The organism is Riemerella anatipestifer ATCC 11845 = DSM 15868 (genome assembly GCF_000252855.1).
GTDB classification, from domain to species: Bacteria; Bacteroidota; Bacteroidia; order Flavobacteriales; family Weeksellaceae; genus Riemerella; species Riemerella anatipestifera.
Window position 1 is genome coordinate 1,999,507 of the sequence record NC_017045.1, and the last position, 26,324, is coordinate 2,025,830.

At 34.3% G+C, this 26,324-nt stretch carries 28 protein-coding genes; 7 read left to right on the forward strand and 21 right to left on the reverse strand.

Annotated features, from left to right (window positions below):
* Positions 1-90: 90 nt before the first annotated feature.
* Positions 91-966 (reverse strand): pirin family protein, encoded by an 876-nt coding sequence (locus tag RA0C_RS09415; protein WP_004919532.1) that lies wholly within the window; start codon positions 964-966, stop codon positions 91-93.
* 148 nt (positions 967-1,114) lie between these two features.
* Here RA0C_RS09415 and RA0C_RS09420 point away from each other — a divergent pair, with 148 nt between their 5' ends.
* Both RA0C_RS09420 and RA0C_RS09425 read left to right on the forward strand, forming a co-directional pair.
* A complete protein-coding gene (locus tag RA0C_RS09420; RefSeq protein ID WP_004919530.1) occupies positions 1,115-1,615 on the forward strand; it encodes an RNA polymerase sigma factor in 501 nt (166 codons plus the stop codon).
* Between the two features lie 14 nt (positions 1,616-1,629).
* The gene (locus RA0C_RS09425; RefSeq protein WP_004919528.1) at positions 1,630-2,415 is read left to right on the forward strand and encodes a hypothetical protein; all 786 of its coding nucleotides are present in this window, start codon (positions 1,630-1,632) and stop codon (positions 2,413-2,415) included.
* Here RA0C_RS09425 and RA0C_RS09430 read toward each other — a convergent pair.
* From RA0C_RS09430 to RA0C_RS09470, 9 genes are all read right to left on the reverse strand, one after another.
* Entirely contained in the window at positions 2,410-3,096 is a 687-nt protein-coding gene (locus RA0C_RS09430; protein ID WP_013447164.1) for a 5'-methylthioadenosine/adenosylhomocysteine nucleosidase, read from the reverse strand. The genes RA0C_RS09425 and RA0C_RS09430 overlap by 6 nt on opposite strands.
* Positions 3,097-3,158: 62 nt before the next feature.
* Positions 3,159-3,647, reverse strand: coding sequence for an ecotin family protein (locus RA0C_RS09435; protein ID WP_004919524.1), 489 nt, complete (start codon positions 3,645-3,647; stop codon positions 3,159-3,161).
* A gap of 115 nt (positions 3,648-3,762) precedes the next feature.
* Positions 3,763-4,530 (reverse strand): ABC-2 transporter permease, encoded by a 768-nt coding sequence (locus RA0C_RS09440; RefSeq protein WP_004919521.1) that lies wholly within the window; start codon positions 4,528-4,530, stop codon positions 3,763-3,765.
* Positions 4,523-5,236 carry an ABC transporter ATP-binding protein gene (locus RA0C_RS09445; RefSeq protein ID WP_004919518.1) on the reverse strand — a complete coding sequence of 238 codons (714 nt, stop codon included), beginning with the start codon at positions 5,234-5,236 and terminating at the stop codon, positions 4,523-4,525. The genes RA0C_RS09440 and RA0C_RS09445 overlap by 8 nt, the downstream gene beginning before the upstream one ends.
* Before the next feature lie 15 nt (positions 5,237-5,251).
* The gene (gene nosD, locus RA0C_RS09450) at positions 5,252-6,496 is read right to left on the reverse strand and encodes a nitrous oxide reductase family maturation protein NosD (protein WP_013447165.1); all 1,245 of its coding nucleotides are present in this window, start codon (positions 6,494-6,496) and stop codon (positions 5,252-5,254) included.
* A 38-nt stretch (positions 6,497-6,534) separates the two neighbouring features.
* Positions 6,535-6,948, reverse strand: coding sequence for a nitrous oxide reductase accessory protein NosL (locus RA0C_RS09455; protein WP_004919514.1), 414 nt, complete (start codon positions 6,946-6,948; stop codon positions 6,535-6,537).
* Between the two features lie 5 nt (positions 6,949-6,953).
* Positions 6,954-7,535: a hypothetical protein gene (locus RA0C_RS09460; protein ID WP_004919512.1), complete on the reverse strand. Its 582-nt coding sequence runs from the start codon at positions 7,533-7,535 to the stop codon at positions 6,954-6,956.
* Between the two features lie 67 nt (positions 7,536-7,602).
* On the reverse strand, positions 7,603-9,609 hold the full coding sequence (gene nosZ, locus RA0C_RS09465; protein ID WP_004919511.1) for a Sec-dependent nitrous-oxide reductase: 2,007 nt from the start codon (positions 9,607-9,609) through the stop codon (positions 7,603-7,605).
* Positions 9,610-9,621: 12 nt separating this feature from the next.
* Positions 9,622-10,116, reverse strand: coding sequence for a c-type cytochrome (locus RA0C_RS09470; protein WP_004919509.1), 495 nt, complete (start codon positions 10,114-10,116; stop codon positions 9,622-9,624).
* A gap of 133 nt (positions 10,117-10,249) precedes the next feature.
* On the opposite strand from RA0C_RS09470, the gene RA0C_RS09475 reads away from it, so the two are divergent.
* Together RA0C_RS09475 and RA0C_RS09480 are read left to right on the forward strand one after the other, a co-directional pair.
* On the forward strand, positions 10,250-10,648 hold the full coding sequence (locus tag RA0C_RS09475; RefSeq protein WP_004919507.1) for a c-type cytochrome: 399 nt from the start codon (positions 10,250-10,252) through the stop codon (positions 10,646-10,648).
* A 4-nt stretch (positions 10,649-10,652) separates the two neighbouring features.
* On the forward strand, positions 10,653-11,018 hold the full coding sequence (locus RA0C_RS09480) for a hypothetical protein (protein ID WP_004919505.1): 366 nt from the start codon (positions 10,653-10,655) through the stop codon (positions 11,016-11,018).
* Positions 11,019-11,722: 704 nt separating this feature from the next.
* Here RA0C_RS09480 and RA0C_RS09490 read toward each other — a convergent pair.
* From RA0C_RS09490 to RA0C_RS09505, 5 genes are all read right to left on the reverse strand, one after another.
* Complete coding sequence (locus tag RA0C_RS09490; protein WP_004919501.1) at positions 11,723-12,238, reverse strand: hypothetical protein; 516 nt, start codon at positions 12,236-12,238, stop codon at positions 11,723-11,725.
* Positions 12,239-12,249: 11 nt separating this feature from the next.
* Positions 12,250-12,354, reverse strand: a complete 105-nt coding sequence (locus tag RA0C_RS10665) for a helix-turn-helix domain-containing protein (protein WP_225908251.1) — start codon at positions 12,352-12,354, stop codon at positions 12,250-12,252.
* The gene (locus tag RA0C_RS10490; RefSeq protein ID WP_004919497.1) at positions 12,305-12,844 is read right to left on the reverse strand and encodes a Crp/Fnr family transcriptional regulator; all 540 of its coding nucleotides are present in this window, start codon (positions 12,842-12,844) and stop codon (positions 12,305-12,307) included. The genes RA0C_RS10665 and RA0C_RS10490 overlap by 50 nt, the downstream gene beginning before the upstream one ends.
* 139 nt (positions 12,845-12,983) lie before the next feature.
* Positions 12,984-13,703 carry an iron-sulfur cluster repair di-iron protein gene (ric, locus tag RA0C_RS09500; RefSeq protein WP_004919495.1) on the reverse strand — a complete coding sequence of 240 codons (720 nt, stop codon included), beginning with the start codon at positions 13,701-13,703 and terminating at the stop codon, positions 12,984-12,986.
* 94 nt (positions 13,704-13,797) lie between these two features.
* Entirely contained in the window at positions 13,798-14,235 is a 438-nt protein-coding gene (locus RA0C_RS09505) for an RrF2 family transcriptional regulator (protein ID WP_004919493.1), read from the reverse strand.
* 218 nt (positions 14,236-14,453) lie between these two features.
* Between RA0C_RS09505 and RA0C_RS09510 the strand changes: the two genes are divergently transcribed.
* Positions 14,454-15,068, forward strand: a complete 615-nt coding sequence (locus RA0C_RS09510) for an IMPACT family protein (protein WP_013447166.1) — start codon at positions 14,454-14,456, stop codon at positions 15,066-15,068.
* A gap of 1 nt (position 15,069) precedes the next feature.
* On the opposite strand, the gene RA0C_RS09515 is transcribed toward RA0C_RS09510, so the two are convergent.
* The 6 genes from RA0C_RS09515 to RA0C_RS09540 form a co-directional block, all read right to left on the reverse strand.
* The gene (locus RA0C_RS09515; protein WP_013447167.1) at positions 15,070-16,047 is read right to left on the reverse strand and encodes an FAD:protein FMN transferase; all 978 of its coding nucleotides are present in this window, start codon (positions 16,045-16,047) and stop codon (positions 15,070-15,072) included.
* A complete protein-coding gene (locus RA0C_RS09520; RefSeq protein WP_004919487.1) occupies positions 16,037-18,220 on the reverse strand; it encodes a PepSY domain-containing protein in 2,184 nt (727 codons plus the stop codon). Before RA0C_RS09520 ends, RA0C_RS09515 begins: the two co-directional genes overlap by 11 nt.
* Before the next feature lie 5 nt (positions 18,221-18,225).
* Complete coding sequence (locus RA0C_RS09525) at positions 18,226-18,705, reverse strand: DUF2271 domain-containing protein (RefSeq protein WP_004919486.1); 480 nt, start codon at positions 18,703-18,705, stop codon at positions 18,226-18,228.
* An 8-nt stretch (positions 18,706-18,713) separates the two neighbouring features.
* On the reverse strand, positions 18,714-20,204 hold the full coding sequence (locus RA0C_RS09530; RefSeq protein WP_004919484.1) for an ankyrin repeat domain-containing protein: 1,491 nt from the start codon (positions 20,202-20,204) through the stop codon (positions 18,714-18,716).
* A 91-nt stretch (positions 20,205-20,295) separates the two neighbouring features.
* A complete protein-coding gene (locus RA0C_RS09535; protein WP_013447168.1) occupies positions 20,296-21,639 on the reverse strand; it encodes a hypothetical protein in 1,344 nt (447 codons plus the stop codon).
* Between the two features lie 9 nt (positions 21,640-21,648).
* Positions 21,649-23,868 carry a TonB-dependent receptor gene (locus RA0C_RS09540; RefSeq protein WP_015345598.1) on the reverse strand — a complete coding sequence of 740 codons (2,220 nt, stop codon included), beginning with the start codon at positions 23,866-23,868 and terminating at the stop codon, positions 21,649-21,651.
* A gap of 204 nt (positions 23,869-24,072) precedes the next feature.
* Between RA0C_RS09540 and RA0C_RS09545 the strand changes: the two genes are divergently transcribed.
* Positions 24,073-24,714 (forward strand): hypothetical protein, encoded by a 642-nt coding sequence (locus RA0C_RS09545; protein ID WP_004919479.1) that lies wholly within the window; start codon positions 24,073-24,075, stop codon positions 24,712-24,714.
* Positions 24,715-24,761: 47 nt separating this feature from the next.
* Positions 24,762-26,183, forward strand: coding sequence for an L-serine ammonia-lyase (locus RA0C_RS09550; RefSeq protein WP_004919477.1), 1,422 nt, complete (start codon positions 24,762-24,764; stop codon positions 26,181-26,183).
* The last annotated feature ends 141 nt before the right edge of the window (positions 26,184-26,324 follow it).

The following is a 26,324-nucleotide window of genomic DNA, read 5'->3' on the forward strand; positions in this document are numbered from 1 at the left end:
CAGCTAAACCTGCCAATGTCTAGCCAAAGCATTTATAAAAAAAGTTAAATTTGAGTTAAATAAAAAAGCAGGTTTTTAGCCTGCTTTTCGTTAATCTTCTAAGACTCCGAATTTGTTATTTTTAAAGTCATCAAAAGCCTGAATAATCTCTGCTCTAGTGTTCATTACAAACGGACCGTGAGCGGCTATAGGCTCGTTAAGTGGTTCTCCACTAAGGATAAGCACAACAGCATCATCTAGGGCTTCTATGTTGAAATCTTCACCACTATTTTCAAACAAAACTAAATGGTCTGTAGGAGCCTCTTCCTCTTCGTTTGCAATAATATTACCCTCTATAACCAAAGCAACGGTGTTAAAATGAGCAGGGAAACTAAATGAAGCACTAGCACCTTTTTTTAGTCTTGCATTCATCATATGTATTGGGCTGAAGGTACTTGCGATACCTTTGCTACCATTGTACTCTCCTGCAATTACTTCTACCCAACTATTTTCGCCAACAGAGACTTTAGGAAACTCTGCGTGTTGTATAGATTGGTATTTTGGAGGACTCATTTTATAGCGAGAAGGGAGATTTACCCATAGTTGCACCATTTGGAAAATGCCACCTTTTTTACTCCATTCAGTTTCGTGATATTCTTTATGGAGTACACCGCTACCAGCCGTCATCCACTGTACATCGCCTTCTTGTATAATGCCACCGCCGCCTGCACTATCGTGATGTTCTACTTTGCCCTGATAAGCTATAGTTACGGTTTCAAAACCACGATGAGGGTGTACGCCTACGCCTCTAGGAGTTTGGGAAGGTTCAAAATAAAACTTAGAATTATAATCCATCATAATGAAAGGATCCATTCTCTTCATATCTAATCTAAATCCGCTAGGAATAAAATTGTGTACTCTAAAACCATCTCCCACAAAATGTGCAGGTCTAGGAGCTGCGATAAGCTCTATTTTTTTAGTGTTCATTTTGAATGTTTTTTACTTAAGCAAAGATACCTTAATCCCTTACCCTTAAGCATTGACCTAGGATAATAAAAAAGCACTAAAAAAATATATTAAAATATTTTTGTAACATTTTTGTAATTTGGATACTTACTCTACATAAAAGCTAATGATGTCTCTGGAAACAGAATTTTTACAACAAATAGAGAAGCATAAAGGGGTTATTTTTAAAATATCCAAAATGTATATGGATAATAAAAACGACCAAGAAGATTTGTTTCAAGAGATTATCTATCAAGCGTGGAAATCGTATCCGTCTTTTCAAGGCAAGAGTTTATTTTCTACTTGGCTTTATCGGGTAGCTCTTAATACTTCTATTGTTTTTCTAAGAAGTGATAAGAAAAAAATAAATACTTCTGATATAGAGCTAAGTACGATAAATAAGAGGGTGGAAAATAATGATGTTGAACAACAGCAATTGGAACTTATGTATAAAGCAATACAACAGCTAGGTGCAATAGATAAAGCGCTTATATTCTATTATTTAGAAAATTATTCTGGCAAAGAGATAGCAGCTCAAATGGGAATAACAGAGGTAAATGTAAGAGTGAAACTAAATAGAGCTAAACAAAAATTGAAAACTTTGATTAACGAACTTAGAACTCAACAATAAAAAAATCAAATATTATGGAACTTGATAATATAAAAGATTTGTGGCATAGAGAGAAGGTATCAGACCTTCCTAATATTTCTTTGGAACAGCAAAAGGCGGTAAAAACACCCTTGGAAAAGATAAGAGCGAATATGAAAATGGAGTTTTGGACTACACTTCTTGCTATGGTTCTTATAGTTCCGCTTTATTATTCTCAAATAAAAAATGCACAACAAGGGAGTTTGTTTTTGTTGTTATATATTATTTCAATACTTATAATTGTTTATTATTTTGTTAAGTTTTATTCGTTGTATAAAACTATTAGTACTCAAAATTTCCAGACCTATCACAATTTGCTTAATCTTAGGTACGAGTTGGTGCTTAATACGGAGCTTTATAAATCTTATTATATTTCGTTTGTTCCTATATTATTTTCTGTATTTCTTTTATTTTTGGATTTGAATAGTTGGAATGGAGTGATGTTTGTTGTTGTTAGCTTGTTTATGACTTCCATTATTATGTATGTCATGGGAAAGGTTTGGTTGAGAGAAGTTTATGGTAATTATGTTGTTGAAATTACAGATTTGGTGAGTGAGTTGAGCGATGAATCTGATGATTTTAAGTTCAATAGAAACTCCTTAAGCCATCAAGGGAAATATCAAATATTTCAAAAAACAAAACACTTCTTTAGAAAAATCTTTGGAAAATATGCTACTCTTGCCAACTGGATTTTTTGGTTTTTTATATTGATTGTCATAAGTGCTATCACAGGATATGTAATAGCATATTTCAGTATATTATTGGGTAAAAATCAACTATAAACTTTTAATTAAATCAATATTGATTTCTGCTGAGATTTTTCCAGCTTCGGTAACAAATGTATCAAAAGAAACCGTAGTGCCTTCTCCCGCAATATCCGAAATGGCTCTTAGAACAATAAAAGGTGTTTTCATTTGGTGGCATACTTGTGCGATAGACGCGGCTTCCATCTCAACGGCTTTGGCAGTACGGAAGTTGTCTTTAAGCCATTGGAATTTATCAGGACAGTTGATAAATGCATCACCACTAATGACTAACCCTTTGTTAGCATTGATGCCGTGTTTTTTGATGACAGTCTCGGCTTTTTCTACATAAAAAGAATCAGGTATGAAGGCTGGAGGCATTTTAGATTGTTGTCCAAGTTCGTAACCAAAGGCTGTTAAATCCACATCGTGATGGCGTACTTCTGTAGCGAGGATAATATCTTTAACTTGAACTTCTTTCAGTCCACCTGCAGTTCCTGTATTGATAATTAAATCAGGGGCAAAATGATTGATAAGTAAACAAGTCCCTATAGCCGAACTTACCTTGCCAACACCAGAAAGTAAAACAATAACTTCGTGGTTGGTAATGGTCCCAATATGAAATTGAAATGAGTGAATTTCCTTTTTTATAGGGTTTTCTAAAGCATCACATAAATGCTTTATTTCAACTTCCATGGCTCCAATAACGACTATTTTCATAGGTTCTATTTTAAATAATCAAACCGCAAAATTACGAAAACTTACCGTAAATATCATTGGATTTATGGTAGTTTTATAGGAACTTCTTCGTTTTGTTGATTTTTAACTTTAAGTTTAATTTCGTAGCCTTTTGGATAGAAAATTATAATGGGAGTATCACTTGTATAGTTGATAGTTTTGCTTTCTCCAACCACAAATTTGTTAGTAAGCTTCATATCAGGGCAAGCCATCATAGTTGAACGCATGTTACCATCAGTATCGTAGAGATAGTAAGAAATATTTGTCTCTTGGTCTTTTTTCTGTTCAATTTTTCCTAGTAATCCATACGAGTTACAATCTACCTTATGCCACTTGCCTGGAATCATTTCTAGAAATAACTCTTTTTCATTAGATTTTTTCGGAAGGGTTATGCTGAGATGTTCATAGCCTTCCATCTTTTTTATGAGTGTGCTTATGTTTTTTGGTTCGTTCATATCGTTTTGCTTTTGTGAGTTGCAACCTGTTAGTAATCCAAGGGAAAGTAACCCTGTTAGTATTATTTTAAAAATCATTGTTTTAATCTTTAGTTGTTACTCTGCTAAGTTACAAAAAAACGAACATGAAACTAAAACCGAAGTTTATTTTTATTTAATTGAGACTAGAGCAATTGAATATGAAACATAATATTTATAAATCTTTTTTTCTGAATTTAAGTAAACTTGATAAGAAAGGAAATATAATCCAAATCAGAAGAATAAGAACAGAAATATAAACTCCACCACCTGAACCAAAAATTGATTTAAAAATTGCTCCTGAATAGCCTAGCATTCCAGAGATATCAAGCTGTAGTTGTACAAAAATACGGGTAAGCCCTATAGGACTAAGTGAGGATAATACAACTATTAGTTTTTCTATAGGGTAATCTGAAAATTGAAACATCAAGATAAGTAACAAACTGTCATAGATGATATTAAAAAATACCCAAATGAATAGAGCTATTCCTATTCCTTTTGTTTTGTCATTAGTAGAAATAGAACTATACGTGGCTAATGAGGTAAAGCTTATGCAGAGTAACATACCACCTAGTAAGACACATAATCCGTAAGTAAGTGTAGAATACAGAATAATGGGAATGCCACAGCCAGCTAAAAACACTAATAGTTGAGATAGCGATAACCCTAAAAAAGTTCCCGTCCATATTACATCTCGTTTAATAGGCTGAGTAGAAAGAAGTTCTATGAATTGTGTACTGTTGTATATGTAGATTACTGAAAATACAATACTAAATAGTGGAACTACAAAAAGTACAATATTTAGTAGATTGAGATTAGCCTTTATCTGATTGCTTTCTAATCCTAGAATGGCCCATGATATAATAAATAACATGAGCGTATACACAGCAATAACTTTGCTCTTTAAAATATCAGTTAGTATGAACTTTGCGATTTTATACATCTTGTACTTGTCTTAGTATCGTTGTTATGGCTTTTGATAGGCTATCCTCTTGTGTACTTTGCTTTATGTCCTCTACATTTTTATGAAATATCACTTTCCCTTCTGATAAAAATATGACTTCATCTACAATTTGCTCTAAATCACTGAGTAAGTGTGACGTAATGATAATTAGCTTTCCTTTTTTTTGTTCTTTTATGATTTTATGTTTAAGGATTTCAGCAGCAATAGGGTCAAGTCCCGCAGTAGGTTCATCTAAAATGATTATTGAAGGGTTAAACATAAAAGCTATTATGGCACTGACTTTCTGGATTGTACCTCCAGAAAGATTGCCCATTCTTTTATTCTCTATTTTTGTTATATCATAGGCATCTATAAGCTCTATATCTAGTTTTTTAGTTTGTGAACGATTATTTAAAATTATATCTAGAGTTTCCCTTATAGTCATATTCTCAGGGTATTTCCCTATCTGAGGCATGTAGCCAATAATTTCACGGTAATGATAGCTTTCTGAAACATCATTCCCATTAACCAATATTTGTCCAGACTCAACAGTATTTAATCCTAAAATGCTCTTAATTAGAGTGGTTTTTCCACAGCCGTTTGGACCAATAAGAGCAATAGCTCTCCCAGTTTTACATGAAAGATTAATATTGTTGAGAGCTTTAAATTTGCCGAAAGTCTTGGTAAGGTTTTTTATTTCTATCATTTAGTTATTTACTCATTAAGTATTGTTTCGTTTTATCAAAGGAGTTTCGTCTACAAAACTATCAGGTGTAAGACTTGGCATGAGTTTTTCGGAACGATTCATCAGTTCCACAAAAAAAGTTCCGAAAAGAATCATTATCATAGGGTTTTGTTCTGATATTACTGCGTAAAGACTTAGAGGGTAAAAAGGTATATCGCCTACACCATCTTTATCTATATCATAGCCCTCATACTTATCCCAATAGTTGTTTTTAAAGGTGTTAAGAAAAATGCTGCCACTGGTACTTACATCAAAAATATTTGCTATAAAATTATTATTAAATAGTTTATTTTCAATACAATTAGCGTTTATTCTTAGTCCCCAACCGTTGTCTTTAAATTCGTTGTAGTAAAAATCAATTTTGGAGGAGCCATCCATAAAAACACCTACGGAATTATTCTGAAAAGTATTGTGTTTTATTTTACTAAATGATAAATCTTTCAGTAAAAGTCCGTAGACATTTTCACCCTTATTATTCAAAAATTTATTGTAGCTCATTTCTACATTCCTACTATACATTACAGCAACCCCAGCTTCATTTTGTCTAAAAACATTAGCAGTATAAACATTGTTGTGTGAGAACATAAAATGCAGTCCGTAGCGTTTGTTTTTTAAGGATAAGTTTTTAAAAATGAAGCTGTTGTTTGTTTTTTCTAGGTAAATACCATCTTTATGTCCAGAGATGAAATTTCGTTTAATCCAAATTTCATTACTAGACCATACATGAATTCCATCTCCGATTGATTCCTGAGAAATCCCTCTATTAGTGGTAATTTTATTGTTTTCAATCAAACATCTTTCGCCTCTTTGAACCGTAATTCCAAAATAATTATTTTGAAAAATATTATTTCTGATAACAGAAAAACGACTGTCATATAACCTTACCGCTCCAATATTTCTGACTTCATCAGCTCCAGAATTTATGATTTTAAAGCCTTGAAGAGTGATGTAATCTGACCGAAAAGATACTATTTCATGTCTAAACTCACCGTCCAATACAGGGTAATTGATGCCAATTAAGGTGATTGACTTATCTAAATTTAGATTACCTTCTTTGTAATGTCCAAAATAAACCATGAGCGTGTCTCCATTATTAGCTTTTTGGAGAGCTGATTTTATGGTGCTAAACCTCTTTCCTTCTCCTACAAAATAGGTTTTAGCAAAGGATAGTAGGGTAGTTGTAAGACAAAAAAGAATTAGTAATCGTTTTAAAAGCATCATTCTGAATTTAATCAAGGCTTTTTTTGGAAGATGTTTTTTTAATTAATTACAGAAGCTTGTAATCTATGGGCTTCTTTAATAGCTTCATTCTTATTTTTAAATGTGGCTATATTACCATTCATAGGGCTTTTTACTTGTCCCCCTGTAATTTTGAATGCCTTTTCTAAAGGGAATAATTCTGAGGTTAAAAAATCGGAAACAAATAGTTTGGCGTTACCTATTTTTTGTGAATTTTCTCTTGTGTAGGCTTCCATACATACCAAATCATCAAACTTGTATATCCTGCCTTTTTCAGTAATAAGTTCGGTGGCATATCGGGAATCTTGAATTGTCATTTTACAGTGTGAACATTGGTCTTTACCTAGTTCTATGGCTTCTACATTTTTGTTGTTACATGAAAAAGAAGTGAATGTGATAAAAGCTAATAATAAAGTTAAAATATAATGTTTCATAAGATTTAATTTTTAGTGTTTTTAAATTCAAAAAAAGAAAGTATAAGTGCAACTAATGCTACTGTTATCATTATCCAGCCTCCTGTATAAGGGTAGGAGTATGCACCAAAATTTAGGAGTTGCTTATAGCCTAAGAGAGGAGGTTGGTAGGTCATACCAGGAACTACAATGGCTGCATCTGGTTTAAGGTTATGCCCATAATCATATTCCCATAAATAAAAATCTACCATAAAGGCGATACCAAACAGTGTGAATAATATGCAGAACGAGTATAGTCCTATAATCTTTCTAAACCAAGCCACTGCAAAAGCAAAAACTGCAAAAAATACTAAAATATAGGGTAGTACTTTAAACTCCCAAAAATCCTCTTGATGGATTTCTTTCATTCCGATATAATGATTTAACCCATTAATGATTTGGTAATCGCCAGAAATTTTGTTGGCATGGAGGTACATTTCTAGACCTTCAGGATACTGTGGGGCTTCTAAGTAAATTACCCAAATAGGGACAAAAATACTTACTATGAGAGCTACAGCACATAAAATAAGCAGCCGAACAGAAAGTGCTGATAGTTTATTGTTTTTCATTGCAGCTTATTGTCTTCTATTATTATTTTTATTTGTAAAGGGCGGTAGATGTCCGCCCTTTCTTTTTTTATTTAGTTTCAGCTTTTTTTACTGGACCTTGGGCGTTGTCTGCTTTATTGTTAAGGCTAAACAACAGAGGTGTTGAACTTCCTGCTGGTGAAACTCTTACATAGCCTTGCATTTCTTGGTGTAGAGCAGAGCAGAAGTCAGTACAGTACATAGGGAACATTCCTGCCTTTTTTGGAATCCACTTAAGTGTGCAAGTTTCTCCAGGCATAATGAGGAGTTCTGCATTTTCTGCACCCTTAATCGCAAATCCGTGAGGGACATCCCAGTCTTGTTCCAGATTGGTTACATGGAAATAAACTTCATCACCAACTTTAATACCCTCAATATTATCAGGAGCAAAATGAGAACGGATGGAGGTCATGTAAACATGAACTTTATTACCATCTCTAACTACTCTAGATTCACCTTCACCTTTGGTTACATAAGGGTGTTTGTTCTTAGAAATATCATAGAATTTTACTTGCTTATCTGCGATGAGTTTTGCAGGAAGAGCTTGTGCGTAATGAGGCTCTCCAAATGTAGGGAAGTCTAGTAAAAGTTTCATCTTATCACCACTAATGTCATATAACTGTGCAGACTGAGCTAGTTCTGGACCTGTAGGTAAAAATCTATCTTTGGTAATTTTGTTATAAGCTACCAAATATTTACCGAAAGGTTTCTTAGAGTCTCCACCTGGAATCATTAAATGTCCTACGGAATAGAATGTAGGTTGACGATCTAAAACTTTGAGAGTTTTGATATCCCATTTTACAACCTCCGAAGAAACAAAGAATGAAGTATAAGCATAACCTTTATCATCAAATTCTGTATGAAGAGGACCTAAACCAGGTTTTTGAACTTCTCCGTGTAGGGTAGATTCGTATTTTAGAATAGAAATGCCGTCATATTCTCCAGCAAACTCTTTGTTTTTGATAGCATTCAGCATTTTACTGAAGCTATGTACAGGAATCAGAGCTGCTAATTTACCCGAACCTACAATATACTCACCTGTAGGGTCTATATCACACCCATGTGGTGATTTAGGTGTTGGCATAAAGTAGCATAAATCTTTAAGTTCTTTAGCTGACAGCACCGTTACTTCTTGTTCCATTTTAGAACTACCTGTATGGGTTTCTTCATTCCATTTGTTGTGTGCGTATTGGGTTTTTACCTTTCTCCCTTTACCTGCTTTCACATATTCTTCTGCTTTTTTCCAGTCTAAAGCCATGATGAAATCTTTGTCAAATTGAGAAGCGTTAACTTCTAATAGGCTATTAGCTTGCTCTGAATTATAACAAGAGAAGAAGAACCAGCCATGAGATTTACCTTTGCCTGCATGAGATAAGTCGAAATTGACACCAGGAGCTTCTATTTGAAAAGCCAGTTTCATTTCTCCTGTTGTTTTATCTACTTTTACAAAGGAAATTACGCCTTTAAAATTTTCTTTAAAACTATTAATGGGTACATCACCATTAGCATCATCAGTAGGTACAGAAAAACGAGTTCCAGCTACTACATACTCTGTATTTTCTGTAATAAAAGGAGATGAATGATTTCCTGCGGAGTTTGGTAGTTCTAAAACTTCTACTGTTTTAAAGCTAGAAAGGTCTACTCTTGCGATGCGAGGTGTGTTATTAGCGTTAGCAAAAATCCAACGCCCATCAACTTCTCCATTGGTTTGTGAAAGTTCAAGGTGATGCTGGTCATCCCAAGGAATAAAACCATGTGAAGTTTCTAACATGGGCTTAGTTTCTTCACTGTAACCATAGCCATTTTCGGGATTTACGGAGAATATAGGAACTACTTTTAGTAATCTCCCGCTAGGTAAACCATAGACTCCCATTTGTCTGTTAAAACCACCGCTGACAAAATTATAAAATTCGTCATGTTTACCCGGTGCCACATATACTTTTTCTGCTGCATCACCAGCTACAGCATTTTCCGTCCCTTTGGGTTTACAACTTTCTAGGGCGTAGATGCTCCCTAGAAATAGTGCCGAATAGCCTAATATTTTATTTATCTTCATAATTGTAATGTTTTATTTTACACCATCAATTTGTCTCATATATTCCAATATATTTCTCGCATCTTGATCGCTTAAACTTTGGTTAGGCATTCTTACCATACACTGTTCTAGTTGTTTTTGTAGTTCAGGGTCTTTGTCAATCATTGGGTCTGGATTAGTAATAAAATTCATAATCCAAGGAGCGGTGCGGCGTTGGGTTACACCTTTCCAGCCTGGTCCTACTAATTTCTCATCACTTGGTTTATGACAAGAAATACACTTGACTTCTGCAAGTTTTTCACCTTCGGAAGCCATGGTTGCATCAAATTTGGTTACATCTACATTACTAGTATTAAATTTGTCTAGCCCTACTTGAGGGTCATAACTTCCTTCTGTAGAAGGTGTTTCGTTACTTTGAGTTGTTTCTGTAGAGGTTACAGATACACTATCTTCAGGCTTATTGTTTCCGCCGCATGATAAAGCGGACAAAACTGCCCCACTCATTAAAAATAATTTAAGCTTTTTCATTTTACAAATAGGTATTAATGTTTCTCTGACAAAGGTACCTTTATAGTAGGGCTGTAGCTTATGATTCGAATCATAAAATATTGGGTTTAATTTATTGACATTTGTATGATAATTTTATAAAAATCTTTTTATTATGAAAAAAATATTGGTTTATACACTAGGTATTATAGCTATCATTGGGTGTAATCAAAAAGATGAACAGAAAGAAAATAGTCTAGCTAAAGAAAGTAATATTATGCTTGAAGAACCAGCTCCTAAAGAAAATACAAATTTACCTAACAAAGACGAAGGATTGGTACTTATAGAAGGAGCGGATTGTTTAGGATGTCATAAAGTGGACACCAAATTGGTAGGGCCTTCCTATCAGGATATAGCAAATAAATACACTGATGCAGATATTGATATGCTTGCAAAAAAAATAGTTGAAGGAGGGAAGGGGAATTGGGGAGAGGTTCCAATGACTCCACACTCTGGTATGAGTGAAGAAAATGCAAAAAAAATGGTAAAATATATCCTGAGTCTAAAACCATAGTTTTATGAAAATAGTATACCTGTTTTTTGCCTGTGTAGTAGCAGGAGTATTCATAGAGTGTAATGACAAAGGAACTACAACAACACCATCTCCAAATCTTACGGCAGAACAAAGTCTTGTACAGCTCCAAAAGACCTATAAGGGTACAGATGGTACCTCTATTACCATAGTTTACTTTGCAAAAGGTGATGAGGTAGCGGTAAACTTAGAAAAAGATGGTGTAAAATATGAACTTAATGCCAAAGGAACTAATCACGAGGGTAATCCGATTTTTGAGGGAAATCTTATCTCATGGGAGATTCTTCAAGATGGACACTCGGGGAAGCTAACACATGAGGGAGAAAATTTTATTGTTTATAAAGAGGAATGAAATTCCTCTTTATTTTTTATTTTCAATCCGATAAAAATGAGTGTAATAGCTAATATAAGAGCAACAGAAATCCACCATAACATTACAGGAGAGCAACGCCAATACATATTGACCAAGGATAATAACCCAATTTGAGCAAGTACTAATTCGTTCAATATGATAGATACTAAATATAAAATTAACCCTGTTTTGACTATTTTAGATTGATAAAATCCGTATTTTACAATGATTTGAAGTAACAAGAAACTACTAATACAAACCAATAGTACTAAATGAAGATAAGCGATGACTATCATTCTGAATCCAAAAACCCATTGGCTTATTTCTGGAATAATTGAAATCTGTTGTAATAGTACTTTAATAAGATAAGATATAATAACAACACTAAAAATTATCTTTTCTAATAAAGTATATTTCTTTATAAAAACTCTAAAGTGCTTTTTTATTAGATGAGCTAACCCATATATTGCTAAAAGTTGAATGATATTTCCGAGTAGTGATATTCCTAAAAGCCACTTAGAGTCGTCAATCCAGCTGATAGATAAGGTATAAGAGCATAATGTAGATAAGGCAAATGCTCCAAAAATAAGATTGTGTTTATATAAATCTTTTTGTTGTAAAGGTAAAGAGTTGAGAATAATGCCTATGCATGATAGTACAAAAAAACCATTGTACTGAAAATGTAGGTAAAATAATGTGGAAGCTCAATACAAGGATTGATGAATAATTCCAAAGGCTTTCATATAAGCTAAACTGAAAACGCCAAAGGAAGAAAATCCAGCAAAAAATAAACCTCCTAGAAACCAAATTTTAGAAGGATGTTGTATATGTTTATAGTCCTTTATCCATAAAAATAACATTCCAAAACTTAGAAATAAAGCCATTGCAGACCAAAATATAGAACCCCAATAATAACCTCCGTACAAAAAGGAAAATAGCATGCCGTATGATGCTACAAAATTTAGAATAATAAAGGTTTTGTATGTATGCAACTGTTTGGTTGATAATGTTTCTCTTGTAGAGTATATCATGAGCAAGTATATTACTGAACTTACCCAGCCATAGAAAGCAAAATGTGAGTGAGCTTCCTGAAGATGCTTTTGATTGAAAAAGGGCATAGACCAAACAATCTTATACCTCATTATAGCACCTAAAATCGCTACTAAAAGAAAGTTGAATAGTCCTAATTTTACCAAAAAATTATCTGATATTTTATTCATGTACAGTCTTTTTAATAGTGAACCTTTCCCTTCAATATTTTTAATAGTCCTTTTTTTTCCATTTTTTTAATGGTTCTTATTACTGTTTCTACTGTTAGTCCTAGCATCTGTGCCATTTCGTTTCTTGTTAATTTTATAAGCATTTCTTCCTTTTTTGCCTTTTTTATAATTATTTAAAAGATTCAGGATTTTTTCTTCAGGATTTTGAAAAATAATATTTTTTAGAGCATCACTTCTACCCAATGCTTTCGCGGCTATAGTTTTCATAAAATCTATATTCCAATCAAGATGTGAAGAGAGAAATTCCATGAATTTAGCTCTTTCAATTTTGATAACTAGAGCCTCTTCTGAAGTCACCTTTACTGTTCCTGGGAAAGGTTTTTCTAGTAATGTAGCAGGCTCACCAAAAAAAGTATGTTCTCTTACCTTATGTTGTAAAAACTCTTTTCCATCTTCAGTAAAATGATACACACACAAATCCCCTTGCTCTAGATAATAAAAAAAACGAGATATCATTCCTTCTTCTACTATGATGTCATCTTTATGATACCGTTTTTTAACAGCATTTGTTTTTTCTATGAAATAGTTGTCTACTTCTAGACTCATGTTTTTGTGTTTTTACGGATTAAATTGTTTCACGATATCCTTTATTTGTGTGATTAAAAGAAATTGTGATTTTTTTCAAAGGAAGTGTACTTGAAAATACACTTCCTGTTGATATAGAGTGTGTTATTTAGAAATATGATTAGTTTGAAAGTTCACTTTCTAATTTTATTGCGTTAGGGAAAAGAATATTGTTTTCTATATGAATATGACGATGTAGATCATTTTCAAATTCTTCAAGCATAGCATAGGTAACTTTGTATGTACTACAAGCGTCTGCAGGTGGTGTATAATCAGATGTTAGTGTAGCAATTTTTCTAAAACGCTCGCCTTCTGTATCGTGTTCGTGCTTCATCATATTAACTGGATTTTCTACTGCTCCAAAAGGGGCTGCCACAAAAGGCTTTCCTGATATTTTGGTGTTTACCATGGCTCTTATGAAAGGGAAGAGAATGAGTTCTTCTTTTTTTAAATGAGCTGATAAATCTTGAGCGGACTCATTAAACAATGTTTTTATCTCAAGAAGTTCAGGATGTCTTTGTCCGTGAACTTTACAAAGCTTTTCTAAAAAGGCTTGTAAGATAGGGATTTTTTCTTCCACATAGCGATGATGAGTTTTTTCTACATAATCTACTAGAAGATCTAGTGGGAAAGATTTGAAATCTATCTCAGAAATCTCTGTAGAAGGTATCTGTGCCAAATCATCGTAAACCTTTTGTGGGTTTATATTTTTTTTCTCACATGCTTCAGCAATGGTGCGGTTTCCTTTACAGCAGAAGTCTATTTTATATTTTTTAAATACAGTAGCCGTTCTGAAGTCGTCTGCTACTATTTCACCGATTAGTTTGGTTTGTAAGTTCATAAGATTTATTTTTTATTAAAAAGTTATTGATTGTTTAATATTTTTATTGAGTTTTTATTTCGGATAATTTTATCGTTTTTTAGATTAAATTTTTTTAAACCTCTAATAATTTTGATTTTTTGTTTTTTACATCTATAGCCATTTCAAAAAGTGTGGTTGTATCTAGCATTTTGCAAAGTTCATTTCTTACACTCACATATTTAAAATGGAGTGGGCATGGGTTACTCTCATCACATGAAGAAAATCCTAGGCTACATGAAGAAAGTATAGAGTGGCCATCTATTGCGATTACAATATCTTTTATTTTAATACTCTTAGCTCTTTGTTCTCCAATTTCAAAGCCACCGTATGGTCCTTTTATAGAATTCACGATGTTATGTTTGGTAAGAGCACTAAGTATTTTTGCTGTAAACGCTTCAGGTGTGCCTACCTTTTTGGCTACGTCTGCTACCTTTACCTTACGATTTTGCATAGACTCTATAGTGATATAAGCACAAGCTCTTATTCCGTATTCACAGGCTTTGGAGAACATTATATTTAAATTTTATGCAAATGTAATAAAAATTCTATTTAAGACAAATTTATCTTAAATGAATTTATTTGAAAATTAGCAATTATTATAAAAACCCCTCACATAAAGCTAGTAAAGCTCTTAAAGGGTTAAGAGTGTAGTATTTTTACACATTGTGGCGTTTTGTATGACTAGTATTTATTCTTATTTTTGTGTTCATTTTTATTAAGCCAAAGCCGTTGTCGTCAGCTATTTTTGAATATAAAACCATTAGTAAGCCTGTAGAAAATATCCTTTTGAAAGAAAAAGGAAGTAAATTCTTAGGCTATGCTTATCCTATAAATAATGAGGAGGAGCTAAAAGCCTGTTTGGATAAAATAAAAGATGAACACCCTAAAGCAACACATCATTGCTACGCCTTTAGGTTAGGACTTAATGGAGAAAATTACAGAGCGAATGATGACGGAGAGCCTTCTGGTAGTGCAGGGTTACCTATTTATAATCAGCTTTTAGCTAATGAGCTTACTCAAATTCTGCTGATTGTGGTGAGATATTATGGAGGTACTAAATTGGGTGTAGGTGGCTTGGTAAAGACTTACAAAGAATCGGCTAAGATAGCGCTAGACGAAGCTGATATTATTATCAAAGAGCTTGAAGTTCAGATAAAAATAGAGTTTCCCTTCAGTCTTCAAAATGTAATTTTTACTTTACTAAATAAAAATGAGGCTCAAATAAAAGAGTTTAATGCTGATGAGAAATGTAGTATCATTGCTTCAATAAAAAAGGCGAAAGAATCTTCTCTAATAGAGCAATTTTCCGAAATTCATCAAGCTAAAATAAAGGTATTAGATTAAGCTAGGGTTTTAGATGGTGTACTTTTCCTTGGTCTGTGATGAGATAGGCGGTATATTTTGGATATTGTTTGATGAGTTTTTTACCTTTCTCAACTCCTAGAATCATTAGAGAAGTACTTAACATATTACAGATTTCTGCATTTTCGCCTACTACTGTAACACTGGTGGTTCCTGTAGAAGGATAGCCTGTAAGTGGGTTTATGATATGGCTGTATCTTTTATTATTAAATAAAACATATTTTTCATAATCTCCAGATGTGGTTATGGCTTCGTTATAGAGTTTTAAAACTTTTATGGGCAGGTGTTTTTGGTAAGGGTTATGTATGCCGATACGCCAAGATTTGGAGTTTTTGTTTCCCCATGTGGTAATGTCTCCAGAAGCATTGATGAGCCCTGATAAAGCTCCTTTTTCTATCATTTTTTCTTTAGCTTTATCTGCTGCATAAGCTTTTCCTATAGAGCCAAAGCTTATCTTCATTCCTTCTTTTTCTAGAAAAACACTTTGGTCTTTAGCGTTGAGGATGAGATGCTGATAACCTATATTTCTAGTAGCTTTTTGGATATCTTCAAACGAAGGGAGCGAGGTCATACTACCATCAAATCGCCAAATTTTATCCATAGAAGCATAGGTAATATCAAAAATACCACCCGTTATTTCGGCGTAATTTTTAGCTCTTTGTGTAATGTCAAAAACCTCCTTGGGAACGATGATAGGTTGTTTCCCCGCGTTTTGGTTGATTTGGGATATGGGAGTGTTAGGTAACCAATCGGAGAGGAGATGTTCTATTCTGCTGATTTCTTCAGCGGCTTCTTGGGCTAGAGTGTGTGCGGTAATACTGTCTTTCCCTACTATTTTTATTTGGAAACTACACCCCATTAGCACGGTGTCTTTAACAGCTAGATGTTGCGAGAAAAAAGTTGAAAATAATAAACTGAATAGTATGAGGAAACTTTTATTAAGGATAGATTTAGTAAACATCGGATAAGATTTGATGGTTATTTTTAAAATAGGTGTAATTAGGCGTATAGTATTTTTCAGAATAGTTGTTGATAGCGGTTTCTATATCTGATAGAAGTTCTACAGAACCACATACCATCATAATGCCACCATCTTCTAGTGAGGCTATAATCTGTGCCAAATCATCTATTATATATTTAGTAATTCTATTGCCATTAGTATCTCTAGAAAATGCTAACTGATAGCTAGTCAGTTGATTGTTTTTGATGTAAAGGTTTAAGTCTTTTTCCATTTCAGAAATAATGGAGGTACGATGTCTAAATCCACCGTAGAGATAGATTTTCGTTAAAGAAGTATTTTCGGCTATCATACCCAAAAATGGAGCTATACCAGTACCGTTGGATATTAGATGAACCGATTTTGCTTTTTTAGGAAAACGGAAATGTTTGTTTTGGATAGGTGTTGTTTTAAGTTTATCACCTATGGTTAAATTATAGAGGAAATTAGACCCCAATCCGTTAGGGATAAGTTTTACCCATAGAGTTATAGAGTTATTTTGTTTAGCGATAGAGTAGAGCCTGGGTTGGTTTTCCATAGGTGTTATCTCTAGCAAATCCCCAGACCGAAGTGGTATTTTAACAAGAGGTTTAAGGTTTATTTTAAATAATTGGTTATGTATACACACTTCGGTTTTGTCTAACACTTTAAGTTTTATCTTTTTTTTGAGTTTTAATCTGTAAAAAGATTCCGAAGTATTGAGTTGATATTCTGGGAAATATTCATTCCAATACTGTACCCATTCTAGAAATGCTGTTGGTGATTTTTGGTTTACTTTTACTAACGGCAAAGCGTTTTCAAAGGTTTCTTTTTCTTCCAAAATAGAGGCGATATGCGTAGCGTAAGCATTGTATTTAGGATAATTTATAGAGCCAAATCCCACGATGCTGTATTTCATTTTGTGAGGTTGTACAATGGTATTTAGCTTTTTCTCGAAATGTATGGCACTAGAAGGAGCTTCTCCATCACCATAGGTGGAGGCGAAACATAGTAGAAAACGCCCTTTAGGATAGGTGGTATAGTGGTTCATTTCGGTAAGGTAGGAACGGAGACCTAAGTCTAAAAATTGCTGATGAATTTTATTGGCAAATTCTAGGGTAGTGCCACCATCGGTACCTACTAGAATGATGTATTCTGCTTGATTGGCTTGGAATGGATTTTTAACTTTCTTCTTTTTTCTTCTCCACCAAAGTAAGATGCCGGAAAATATAAAAAGTGGGATGCTAAGGCTACTGAAAAATAAAACGATTGTCCATATAAAATGGATTTCGCCTGTGTGGATAGCCTTATTAAGTCCTTCAAAATTTTGTAGTGCGGTTTGGTTTTGTTTTGATATAATTTCTCCTGTAAATTGATTGATAGTGAAAGTAGCTTCTTTGGTGGTAAGTTCGTAATATTCTTCCTCATCTTCAAAAAGTGGAAAACTCAATTTTTTAACCTCTATGAGAGGGGTGTTTTTAAAGATTTCAAATTCTGATGGAGAAGAGGTGTTCTTTGATTTGGTTTTGAAAGTTTCTACTTGAGCAGGAGTGGCGTGTAGTACCTCAAATCTAAAAAGGAACAGGATACTCCCCGTAAATGCGATGATGAATAGGGGAATACCCAGCCATTTTCCACCTATAAAGTGTATGAAATCTACTTTGGTATTTGTTTTAGCATTGTATAGTAAGCGGTTGCCTTGTCTTCTGTAAAGCAATATCCCACCAGACAAAATAGACAGTAAAAATAGGCAGGAGGTAGCTCCTATGATGCCTCTGCCTAGTTCGTGTAAGAATAAAGAACGGTGTAAGGTATTCGCCCAGTTGACCCATTGGTGGCTTTTTCTAGGCGGTGCCATAAGTTTGCCATTAGATGGGTTGGTAATGCTTACAACGGTGTTGAGGTCTTGGTTAAATCCCTCTACGATAAGTACTTGTTGTTCTACTTTTAGTTCTTGTATTTCAGAGAAAGAAGGTTTAATGTTTTTAATGGCATCAGAAATGGAAATGTGAGCAGGGAATTGGTGTGCTTTATATTCAGATTTTTTTATCATTTCATCTAATGCCAAAATGCCTCCTGTAACGGAGGCTATAATGAGTAAAGTAGAAATAGAAAGGGCTAACCCCAAGTGTAGATAACGCCAAATAGCCGTCTTCATCTAGATTAAATTTTATTAAGTTTAATAAATCTTATGTAGCCCTTACCTTCATATTTTTGACTGATTTCTGCATCTGTAAGTGGGATTTCTACATCTTTTATGTGGTAGCTTTGGTCTTCCACAGCAGATTCAAATCTTATTTTAAAGCCTTTGTTCATCCATTGGGTGTCTATTTCAAAAACTTTGGCAGCTCTGTTTCCAGGAGATACAGAGGCTCCTGTGATGGCATCTAGTTTTTCTTTTTTAACTTTTTGGAACTTATGCCATTCTTTAAGGGTATTGTACCATTCGGCATCATCACCCATTACGGCTAGCGTTTTTATATAAGCACCTTTAGCATTGACTAGAGATGCTACAATGTAAGCCCCTTCTCCTTTGTAATTTTTGAGTTGGAGCATACATTTATAATTTGTTTTTTGAGCTAAAGCTAATGAGCTTACCAGTGTAAAAGCTAAGATTAAACTATTTTTTAATGATAATTTCATTCTTTAATTTATTTTAAAAATTCTAATTCTGATTTATTTTTCCCTAAGATTTCGTTCTCTATGGCTAGATCGTAAGCGGTTTCGTCTAATGATGTTTTTAAGGATTTATCGCTTCCATTTTCTAGCAATAGTTTTATCATTTCTAAATCTTTGCTTATCATTGCAGAGAGGTGTAATGCGGTTAAGCCTTCGTTGTTTTTAGCGTTGATGTCTTTAATGTAAGGTTTCATTACAGCTAATAATTTAGGCTCTTGTTTTTGGACTACCAAATGAGCCAATGTATTTCCGTCTTCTTGAGGCTTAGTTAAATCAAACCCTTTGTCTGTAAGTATTTTTATTTTTGAAATGATGATTTCTAACGCATTTTTATCTCGTTTATTGTAAGATTCTACAAGATAAAGTCCTAGATGGTTTCCTTTTTGGTCTGTTGTATTGATGTCTGCTCCCTTCTTAATAAGGGTTTCTACAAGTTCTGGACTGGCGTATTGTACACCCAAACTTAGAGCAGAAATACCTTTCTTGTTGGTAGCATTTATTTTACCCACTCCTTTGGAAAGCATAAGTTGAACTAAATCAGTTTTATTCCTTTGGATAGCTTTCATTAGAGGAGTGTCTCCTTCTTGGTTGGGTTGTTCGTAAGAAGTACCTTGCTCTATGAGGAACTGAACTATATCATCATTTATTTCCCTAACAGAAAGTGCGTGATGTAGGGCATTATTACCTTCGGCATCTGTCGTGTTGATAGATATTTTAAGGTCATTGATGAGGAAATTGAAGAAATGAGCAACTTCTTGCCATTTTTTACTTCCTTTAGTTGCGAATAATAAGGCTTCGGAGCTAGGTTTAATTCCTTTTTCAATGAGTTTTTTTAGTAAGTTAAGGTTTTGTCCTTTGGAAGCGTAATCGGCAATGTTTCTACCAAAATTATCTTTAACCGCTAGAGGAACACCTTTGCTTAGAAAATAGTTTGTAATGGCTAAGTTTTCGTCATCGTTGGAAATAGCATAATGAAAAATTTCAGCTCCGTCTTTATATTTTTGTTTGATGTTAACTCCGTGGTTTAAAAAGAGGTCGTAAATTTTGGTATCTTTAAGTCCGCCCAATGCAGCGTAGGCTAAAGGTGTATTACCTCTACTATCGGTATGCTGTACAGAAGCTCCCTTTTTCAAAAGCCACTCGGTAAGTTCTGCATTGCCTTTAAACGCTGCCCAATGAAGATAAGTTCTACTATCGTGAGTGCTTTTCGTAATGCCGTTTCCTTCAAGGTCTATAAGGTATTTTATAACTTCTATAGGAGCGTTTTGAAGAATGGCAAGAGTGGTAGCATCAAAGTTGGCAGGATTGGCTTCGGCAGGGTTATTTCCTTTTTTTATTTCGGTTTTTACGGTTTCTAGTTGGGGTTTGTTTTCCCAGAAGTTTCTTTCTAGAAGAGTGTTTTGTGCGATAGCATTAGAGAAGATAAGTCCTAGTCCTAATGCTAAAAATTTTTTTATTTTCATTTTTTTAATGATTTAATGATTGATAAGCGAAAAAATCAGGAGTAGAGAATAAATAGCTCTAACTCCCGATTTTATATTCAAAGCAAGTAAGTTAGAAAGCTCCTATGAAGTGATTTCCAGTTTTGTTAATCAGTTTAGCTCCTTTGGTTACGCTTCCAGTTTTGCTGTTAAGTATGTAGATGTTACCATCTTTACCTACAGGTGCAAAGGTAATAAATACTTCGTCGCCATCTACTACCATACCTTGGTATTGGAAGAAGTATAAATCTGCATCGTAAGGTAAATCTACTTTAGAGGCGGTTCTAGCCTTTAAATCTACTCTAGCTAAGAAGCTTTGTTTTAAATTGGTAGTGGCAGAGGTAGGTGCATCTGTATGAGTGTACATAACATAAGCAATGCCATTACCAGCATATCTCCAACATTCTATATAAGAGCCTTTAACTCCCAAAGCAGCGTCTAGACTGAATACATAAGAATTATCGTATTCGTTGTCCGAATTAATTTTTAGGATATGAGAGCCTTTAGAATCTCTTTGTGTCGCTTGGTAGATGTTGCCATCTTCTCCTAGGAAGCTATTGAAACTTCTGTAGCCACTAGTATCCCCAAAGCCTACTGTAGAGGTAATCACTTTAGGATTTTTAAGCGAAGGGTAATCTACAATAACCGATTTAGAGCCTAATCTTTCAAAAGTACTTTGGTTGGTTCCTGTAGCGGGGTTAGTTTTTCTTAACCAAGTACCTATAATAAGTTTGTTTTTAGCTTTGTTTAGAGTAGGAGCATCTAGTCTAAAGATATGATGCCCTAGCTTTTCTTCTTCTGCACTAAGTGGTATCTCAAAAGAAGTATTATTAGTGATGAGAGATTCTTGTAGGTCTAGCGATACAATACTAGCGATACCTCTAGTGTATTGGTACACATTGTTTTCTCCTGTTTTCACAACTGGGGTTTGTACATTTACGGCTACCCCTGTTTTGTCTCCATCAAATAATTTTACCCATCTAGGAGAGGTAGTTGCATATTGAGAGATATTAACTTTAGCACCAAATTCCTCAAATACATTACCTCCTTTTACTCTGTATCTAGAGTATTCGCCACCGTTAGCTCCAGCATAGGCGATATTAAACATAACTGTGCCGTCTTCTGAAGATTGTAATCTTGCAGTTCTTTCAGACCTTACTAAGAAACCATTTTCAAAAATGTTGAAACTCTTATTGGGGTCTTTAGCGTCTTGTTTAGAAATAGAGTAGAGGATGGTACCACCGTTGCCGTCTCCTGCATTTTGTCCCATAATGGCTCCTGCTACGGTAATCATTCTTTCGGAGGTAGGAGTCTCAGAGGTTGTTGTGGCAGTCTCGTCTCTATTACAACTAGTAAGTCCTAATGCTAATCCTAGAACTAATGCAGGCTTAGCTAAATTTAAAATTTGTCTTTTCATTTTTTTAAATTATAGATTATTAAATTGATAATTGATTTTCATAAAAAATGCTCTTCCAGGCTTTTGTACTGCAAAATTGTCAAACGCTTGTCTGTTGAATAAATTTCTTACATCTAGGCTAACTACCCATTGTTTATTTGGAAAGAAATAGCTCATACCAATGTCGTGTAAGTATTGTCTTGGGGTTTTAAAATTTTCGTAGCCTACGATATTTTTACTAATAACCCAAATATTATAAAAGCTATCCACGAATTGGAAATTATAGTGCATTTTAAGTTGTGATTTTTTTTGGAGAAAATCATTTAGACTATAGTTAATAAAGGCATTAGCCGTCATATATGGTTCTCTAGGAAGTTGTTTTCCATAGAGGGCTAGTATATTACCATTGTTATCATATTTATTATTGTATCTTGCATCAAATCTGGAGAAATTACCACCGATATTGAGGTGTTTTTTATAAAAATAGTTAAGCTCTATATCTACACCTTTAGAAATTGTTTTGCCTAAGTTTTCAAAAGGCTCTACCTGTATAGCATCTGTAATATTGGTGGCCATTCGTCTTACGATTTTGTCTCTGGTATCTCTTATGAAAAAGTTAGAAGATAACGATAGACTATGATGATTGAGTTGATAAGGACCTATTTTGAAACCAATGTTATAGTTATGGCTCTTTTCGGGTCTAATGTTAAAATTAGGGATAATATTTTCTCCAGCTTCACCAAATACTTCGTTTTCGTTAGGCAGTCTTACCGCCTTTTCTGCGGAGGCTAAAACAACGATGGCAGGCTTTATAAGATAAGAGAGGGTACCTCCAAAGCTATGTTCTCTAACGGTACTATTATTGATTTCGGTATATCTAATGATTTGGTTGTTAGCTATATTAGCTCTGTTGTCTATTCGTTCTATATCTTGTTGGAAAAGTTTTCCGTAAATATTAGTTTTTAATTTATTTCTGAAAGCGTTGGCTTCATACGATAACGAGCTAATGTTTTTTACTAAGTTTCTTTTAGGAGTAAACTCTCGCTCTAGGGGAGTTAGTATTTCATCATCTTCCTCTCTTTTTATAGACTGGAATAGATGGCTAAATACAAAACGATGATGACGATTGATACTATAACTAACATTAGCTCTGGAAGAATAGATGGCACTAGTGATGTTGAGCATCGTCCTTTTGCCTTGCTGTGCTCCTGTGGTAGAAAGTATAGGTTGACCTTGGTTTCTATCTAACAGAACTTCTCCTAGCCAATTGTATCTATGTCTTACGGTGTCGTTAGTTAGCCGCTCTCTGTGGCTGTATATACCTTGTATATTAACATCAAGCTCTTTTAATAAGAAATTCTTTTTACGATAATCCAAAGTAAATACATCAGCATCTGAAGTCACAGACCTACCTTTATAAGGCACCGTCATATAAACACCGTGTTGTATCTCTTTGTAAGAGTTAGTTTTATTATAACTAAGCATAAGTTCATCAGCCCATTTTACATTAGAAAATCCTATAGAAGTCAATATTCCTCCAGCAGAAAAAGCATCATTAAATCTTCTAGCTACCACGGGCTCCATTCTTCCGTTAGGGAGTGTAACTTTTATGAAATCGCCCCATACTTTATAATCGTTATCAGAGTAGTTATAAAACCCATTGAATTTTGTTGTAAAGCCAGATTTAGGGTCTCTATAAGTGCCACTCATTTGGGTTTGGATGGTATTGAATGACCCATAAGATACAGAAGCGTTGAACTGATTTTTAATGTCGTTTTTCAAGATGATATTGATGACACCTCCCAAGGCATCATCAGCGATACTTCCTGGCACAACACCCTTATAAACCTCCACTCTTTCTATCATTGCGGTAGGGATACTATTGAGGTCAAAAGATGCTCCGTAGGTAGATGCAGGTACTCCGTTAATCATTATTTTAATGGCATTGCCAGACATTCCGTTAATGTTTAGGTTGATGCCAGAACCTAATCCGCCATTTTGTCTTACTCTTACTCCTACACTTTTATCCAGTAGCTCTACGGTTTGTATATTTCTTAGTGCCGTTTCTTTAGTCTCTATCACATTTACAGCAAACCCTTTCTTTTCTATTTCGGATTTTACAGATTTTAGTTTAGTAAATCTAACTTCTTTAATATCTCTATGTCGGATACTATCTCTCAAATCCCTTTTGTGGTTTTGAGAGATTCCTAAAAAGGGAATGAGTACTAAGTATAATGCTAATTTCTTCATAGCTGAATAAATTCTTCGCAAAAGTAAATTTAATTTAGGATTAGTACAAATAAAATTTATGACATAAATCATAAATTTTATATTAGTAGATCTAAAGTGTTGATTTTTAAGATTAGTAATGTTGTACGAAGGCATTTTTTGAAGCTAAGATGGTTTAGCATAAATTTTGCTGAAGCTGGGAGATATACTACTTAAAAGAACAAAATGAAATTATATATTATCAGTGGGTTGGGAGCCGATTTTAAGATTTTAGAAAATATCAAATTTCCAGATACTGTGGAGCCTATCTTCATTCCGTGGCTTATTCCTGAAAATAATGAGAGTTTTGAGCATTATGTCCGCAGAATGGCAGAGAAGATTGATTTTTCTGAGCCATTTGCACTTTTGGGATATTCGTTTGGAGGATTTATAGTTCAAGAAATCAATAAAAAAATAAAACCTGCGGAAAAGGTGGTGTTGTTAGCCTCTATAAAATCGAACGCCGAAATGCCAAAAGTGGGTTCTTTTTTCAAGAAAATCAAATTATTGAAGTTTCTTCCTATTTCTTTTTTCTCGGAAAAATCCGTATTTGTGTATAGTTTTATAAGAAAATTTATAGAAGCCGATAGCCCAAGGGTAGATAAATATTTTAGGGTAAGAGATCCATATTATCTCAAATGGAGTTTGGATAAAATTGTAAATTGGGAGTTTGAAAAAACAGAAAATATTATCCAAATTATGGGGGATAAAGATATCGCGTTCCCAATACAAAATTCTCAACCAGACTATGTTATAAAGAATGCTACGCACCTTTTTCCTGCCACTAAAGCGAAGGAAGTATCGGAAATTTTAAGAAAAATTTTTTAAGCCTACCTTAATACTTTATATTTGTTGCACTAAAATTTATAATGCCGATGCAATCAATAAGTGTTTTTGAAATAATTAAGGTAGGGATAGGACCTTCTAGTTCCCATACGATGGGACCGTGGAATGCAGCAGAATTATTCTTAGATTTGATAAGAAGGCATCGTTCCATACAAGAGGTGGAAGAGGTTTTTGTGGAATTTTTTGGTTCTTTAGCTAAAACAGGGGTAGGACACGGGACTGATATCGCTGGAATGCTAGGGCTTTGCGGAGAAAATTTTAAAACCATAGACACTACCAAGATAGACGAAAAAATAGACGCTATTAAAACTTCTCAAAAATTAAACTTAGGAGGAAAGAAAGAATTACCTTTTGTGTATGGTAAACATCTCGTTCTTAATATGAAAGAGAATTTGGACTTTCATCCTAACGGAATGATTTTTAGAGCTATTTTTAATGATGGGGAAGAAGTGAGTCAAGATTATTATTCGGTAGGTGGTGGTTTCGTGGCGACCAAAGAGGAGAATACTTTGGAGCAAAGCTGTATCAGAACTTTGTATCCTTGTCATAAGGCGAAAGATATTGTCAGCTATTGTGAAAAACTAAACTTGAAAAGAATTTCGGATTTAGTTAAAATCAATGAAGAGGCGTGGCGTACTCAAGAAGAAACAGCTGCGGAAGCCTTATACATATGGCAACAGATTAAAGAATGTATTTATAAGGGTGTTAATAAAGAGGGTATTCTTCCTGGTGGACTTAATGTTTCCCGAAGAGCGGCTAAACTCAACCAGAAACTTTTAGGCGAAAACGCTCAATATCATAATATAGATGAATGGTTTAATCTCGTGGTAAATTCTGAGAGAAGTTTTAGTACTATCAATAAATGGGTGTCTTGTTTTGCTTTGGCGGTAAATGAAGAGAATGCTAGCTTTGGAAGAATTATCACGGCACCTACCAATGGAGCGAGTGGCGTTATTCCTGCGGTGCTTATGTATGCACAAACTTTTACGGAGTTCAATTCGGAGGAAGATGTGATTCGTTTCTTGTTGGTGGCAGGTGAGGTAGGGACTTTGTTTAAGAAAAATGCAACCATTTCGGCAGCGGCAGGTGGTTGTCAGGCAGAGATAGGCGTGTCGTCTGCGATGGCAGCGGCGGGGCTTACCGAAATATCAGGTGGAACGCCAGAACAAGTACTGATGGCAGCGGAGATTGCTATGGAACATCACTTAGGTTTAACTTGCGACCCTATTAAAGGTTTGGTTCAAATTCCGTGTATTGAAAGAAACTCTATGGGAGCGATGAAGGCGATTACAGCAGCAAATCTTGCTTTGGAGAGCGACCCTAAAGCGGCAAAGGTAAGCCTAGACGATGTTATAAAATCTATGTGGGAAACGGCTCAAGATATGAATGCTAAATATAAAGAAACTTCGGAAGGTGGTCTTGCTATTGCAGTGAATGTAGCGGAATGTTAGTGAAAATACTTTTTGAAATTAGATTGAAACTCTGGCTTTTAGCTGGAGTTTTTTTATGGGTTGAAAAAAATAATAAAAAAACACTACTTTGTATTGCATAATAGTAAATTTATTTTATATCTTTGTACTGTTGAAATAGTT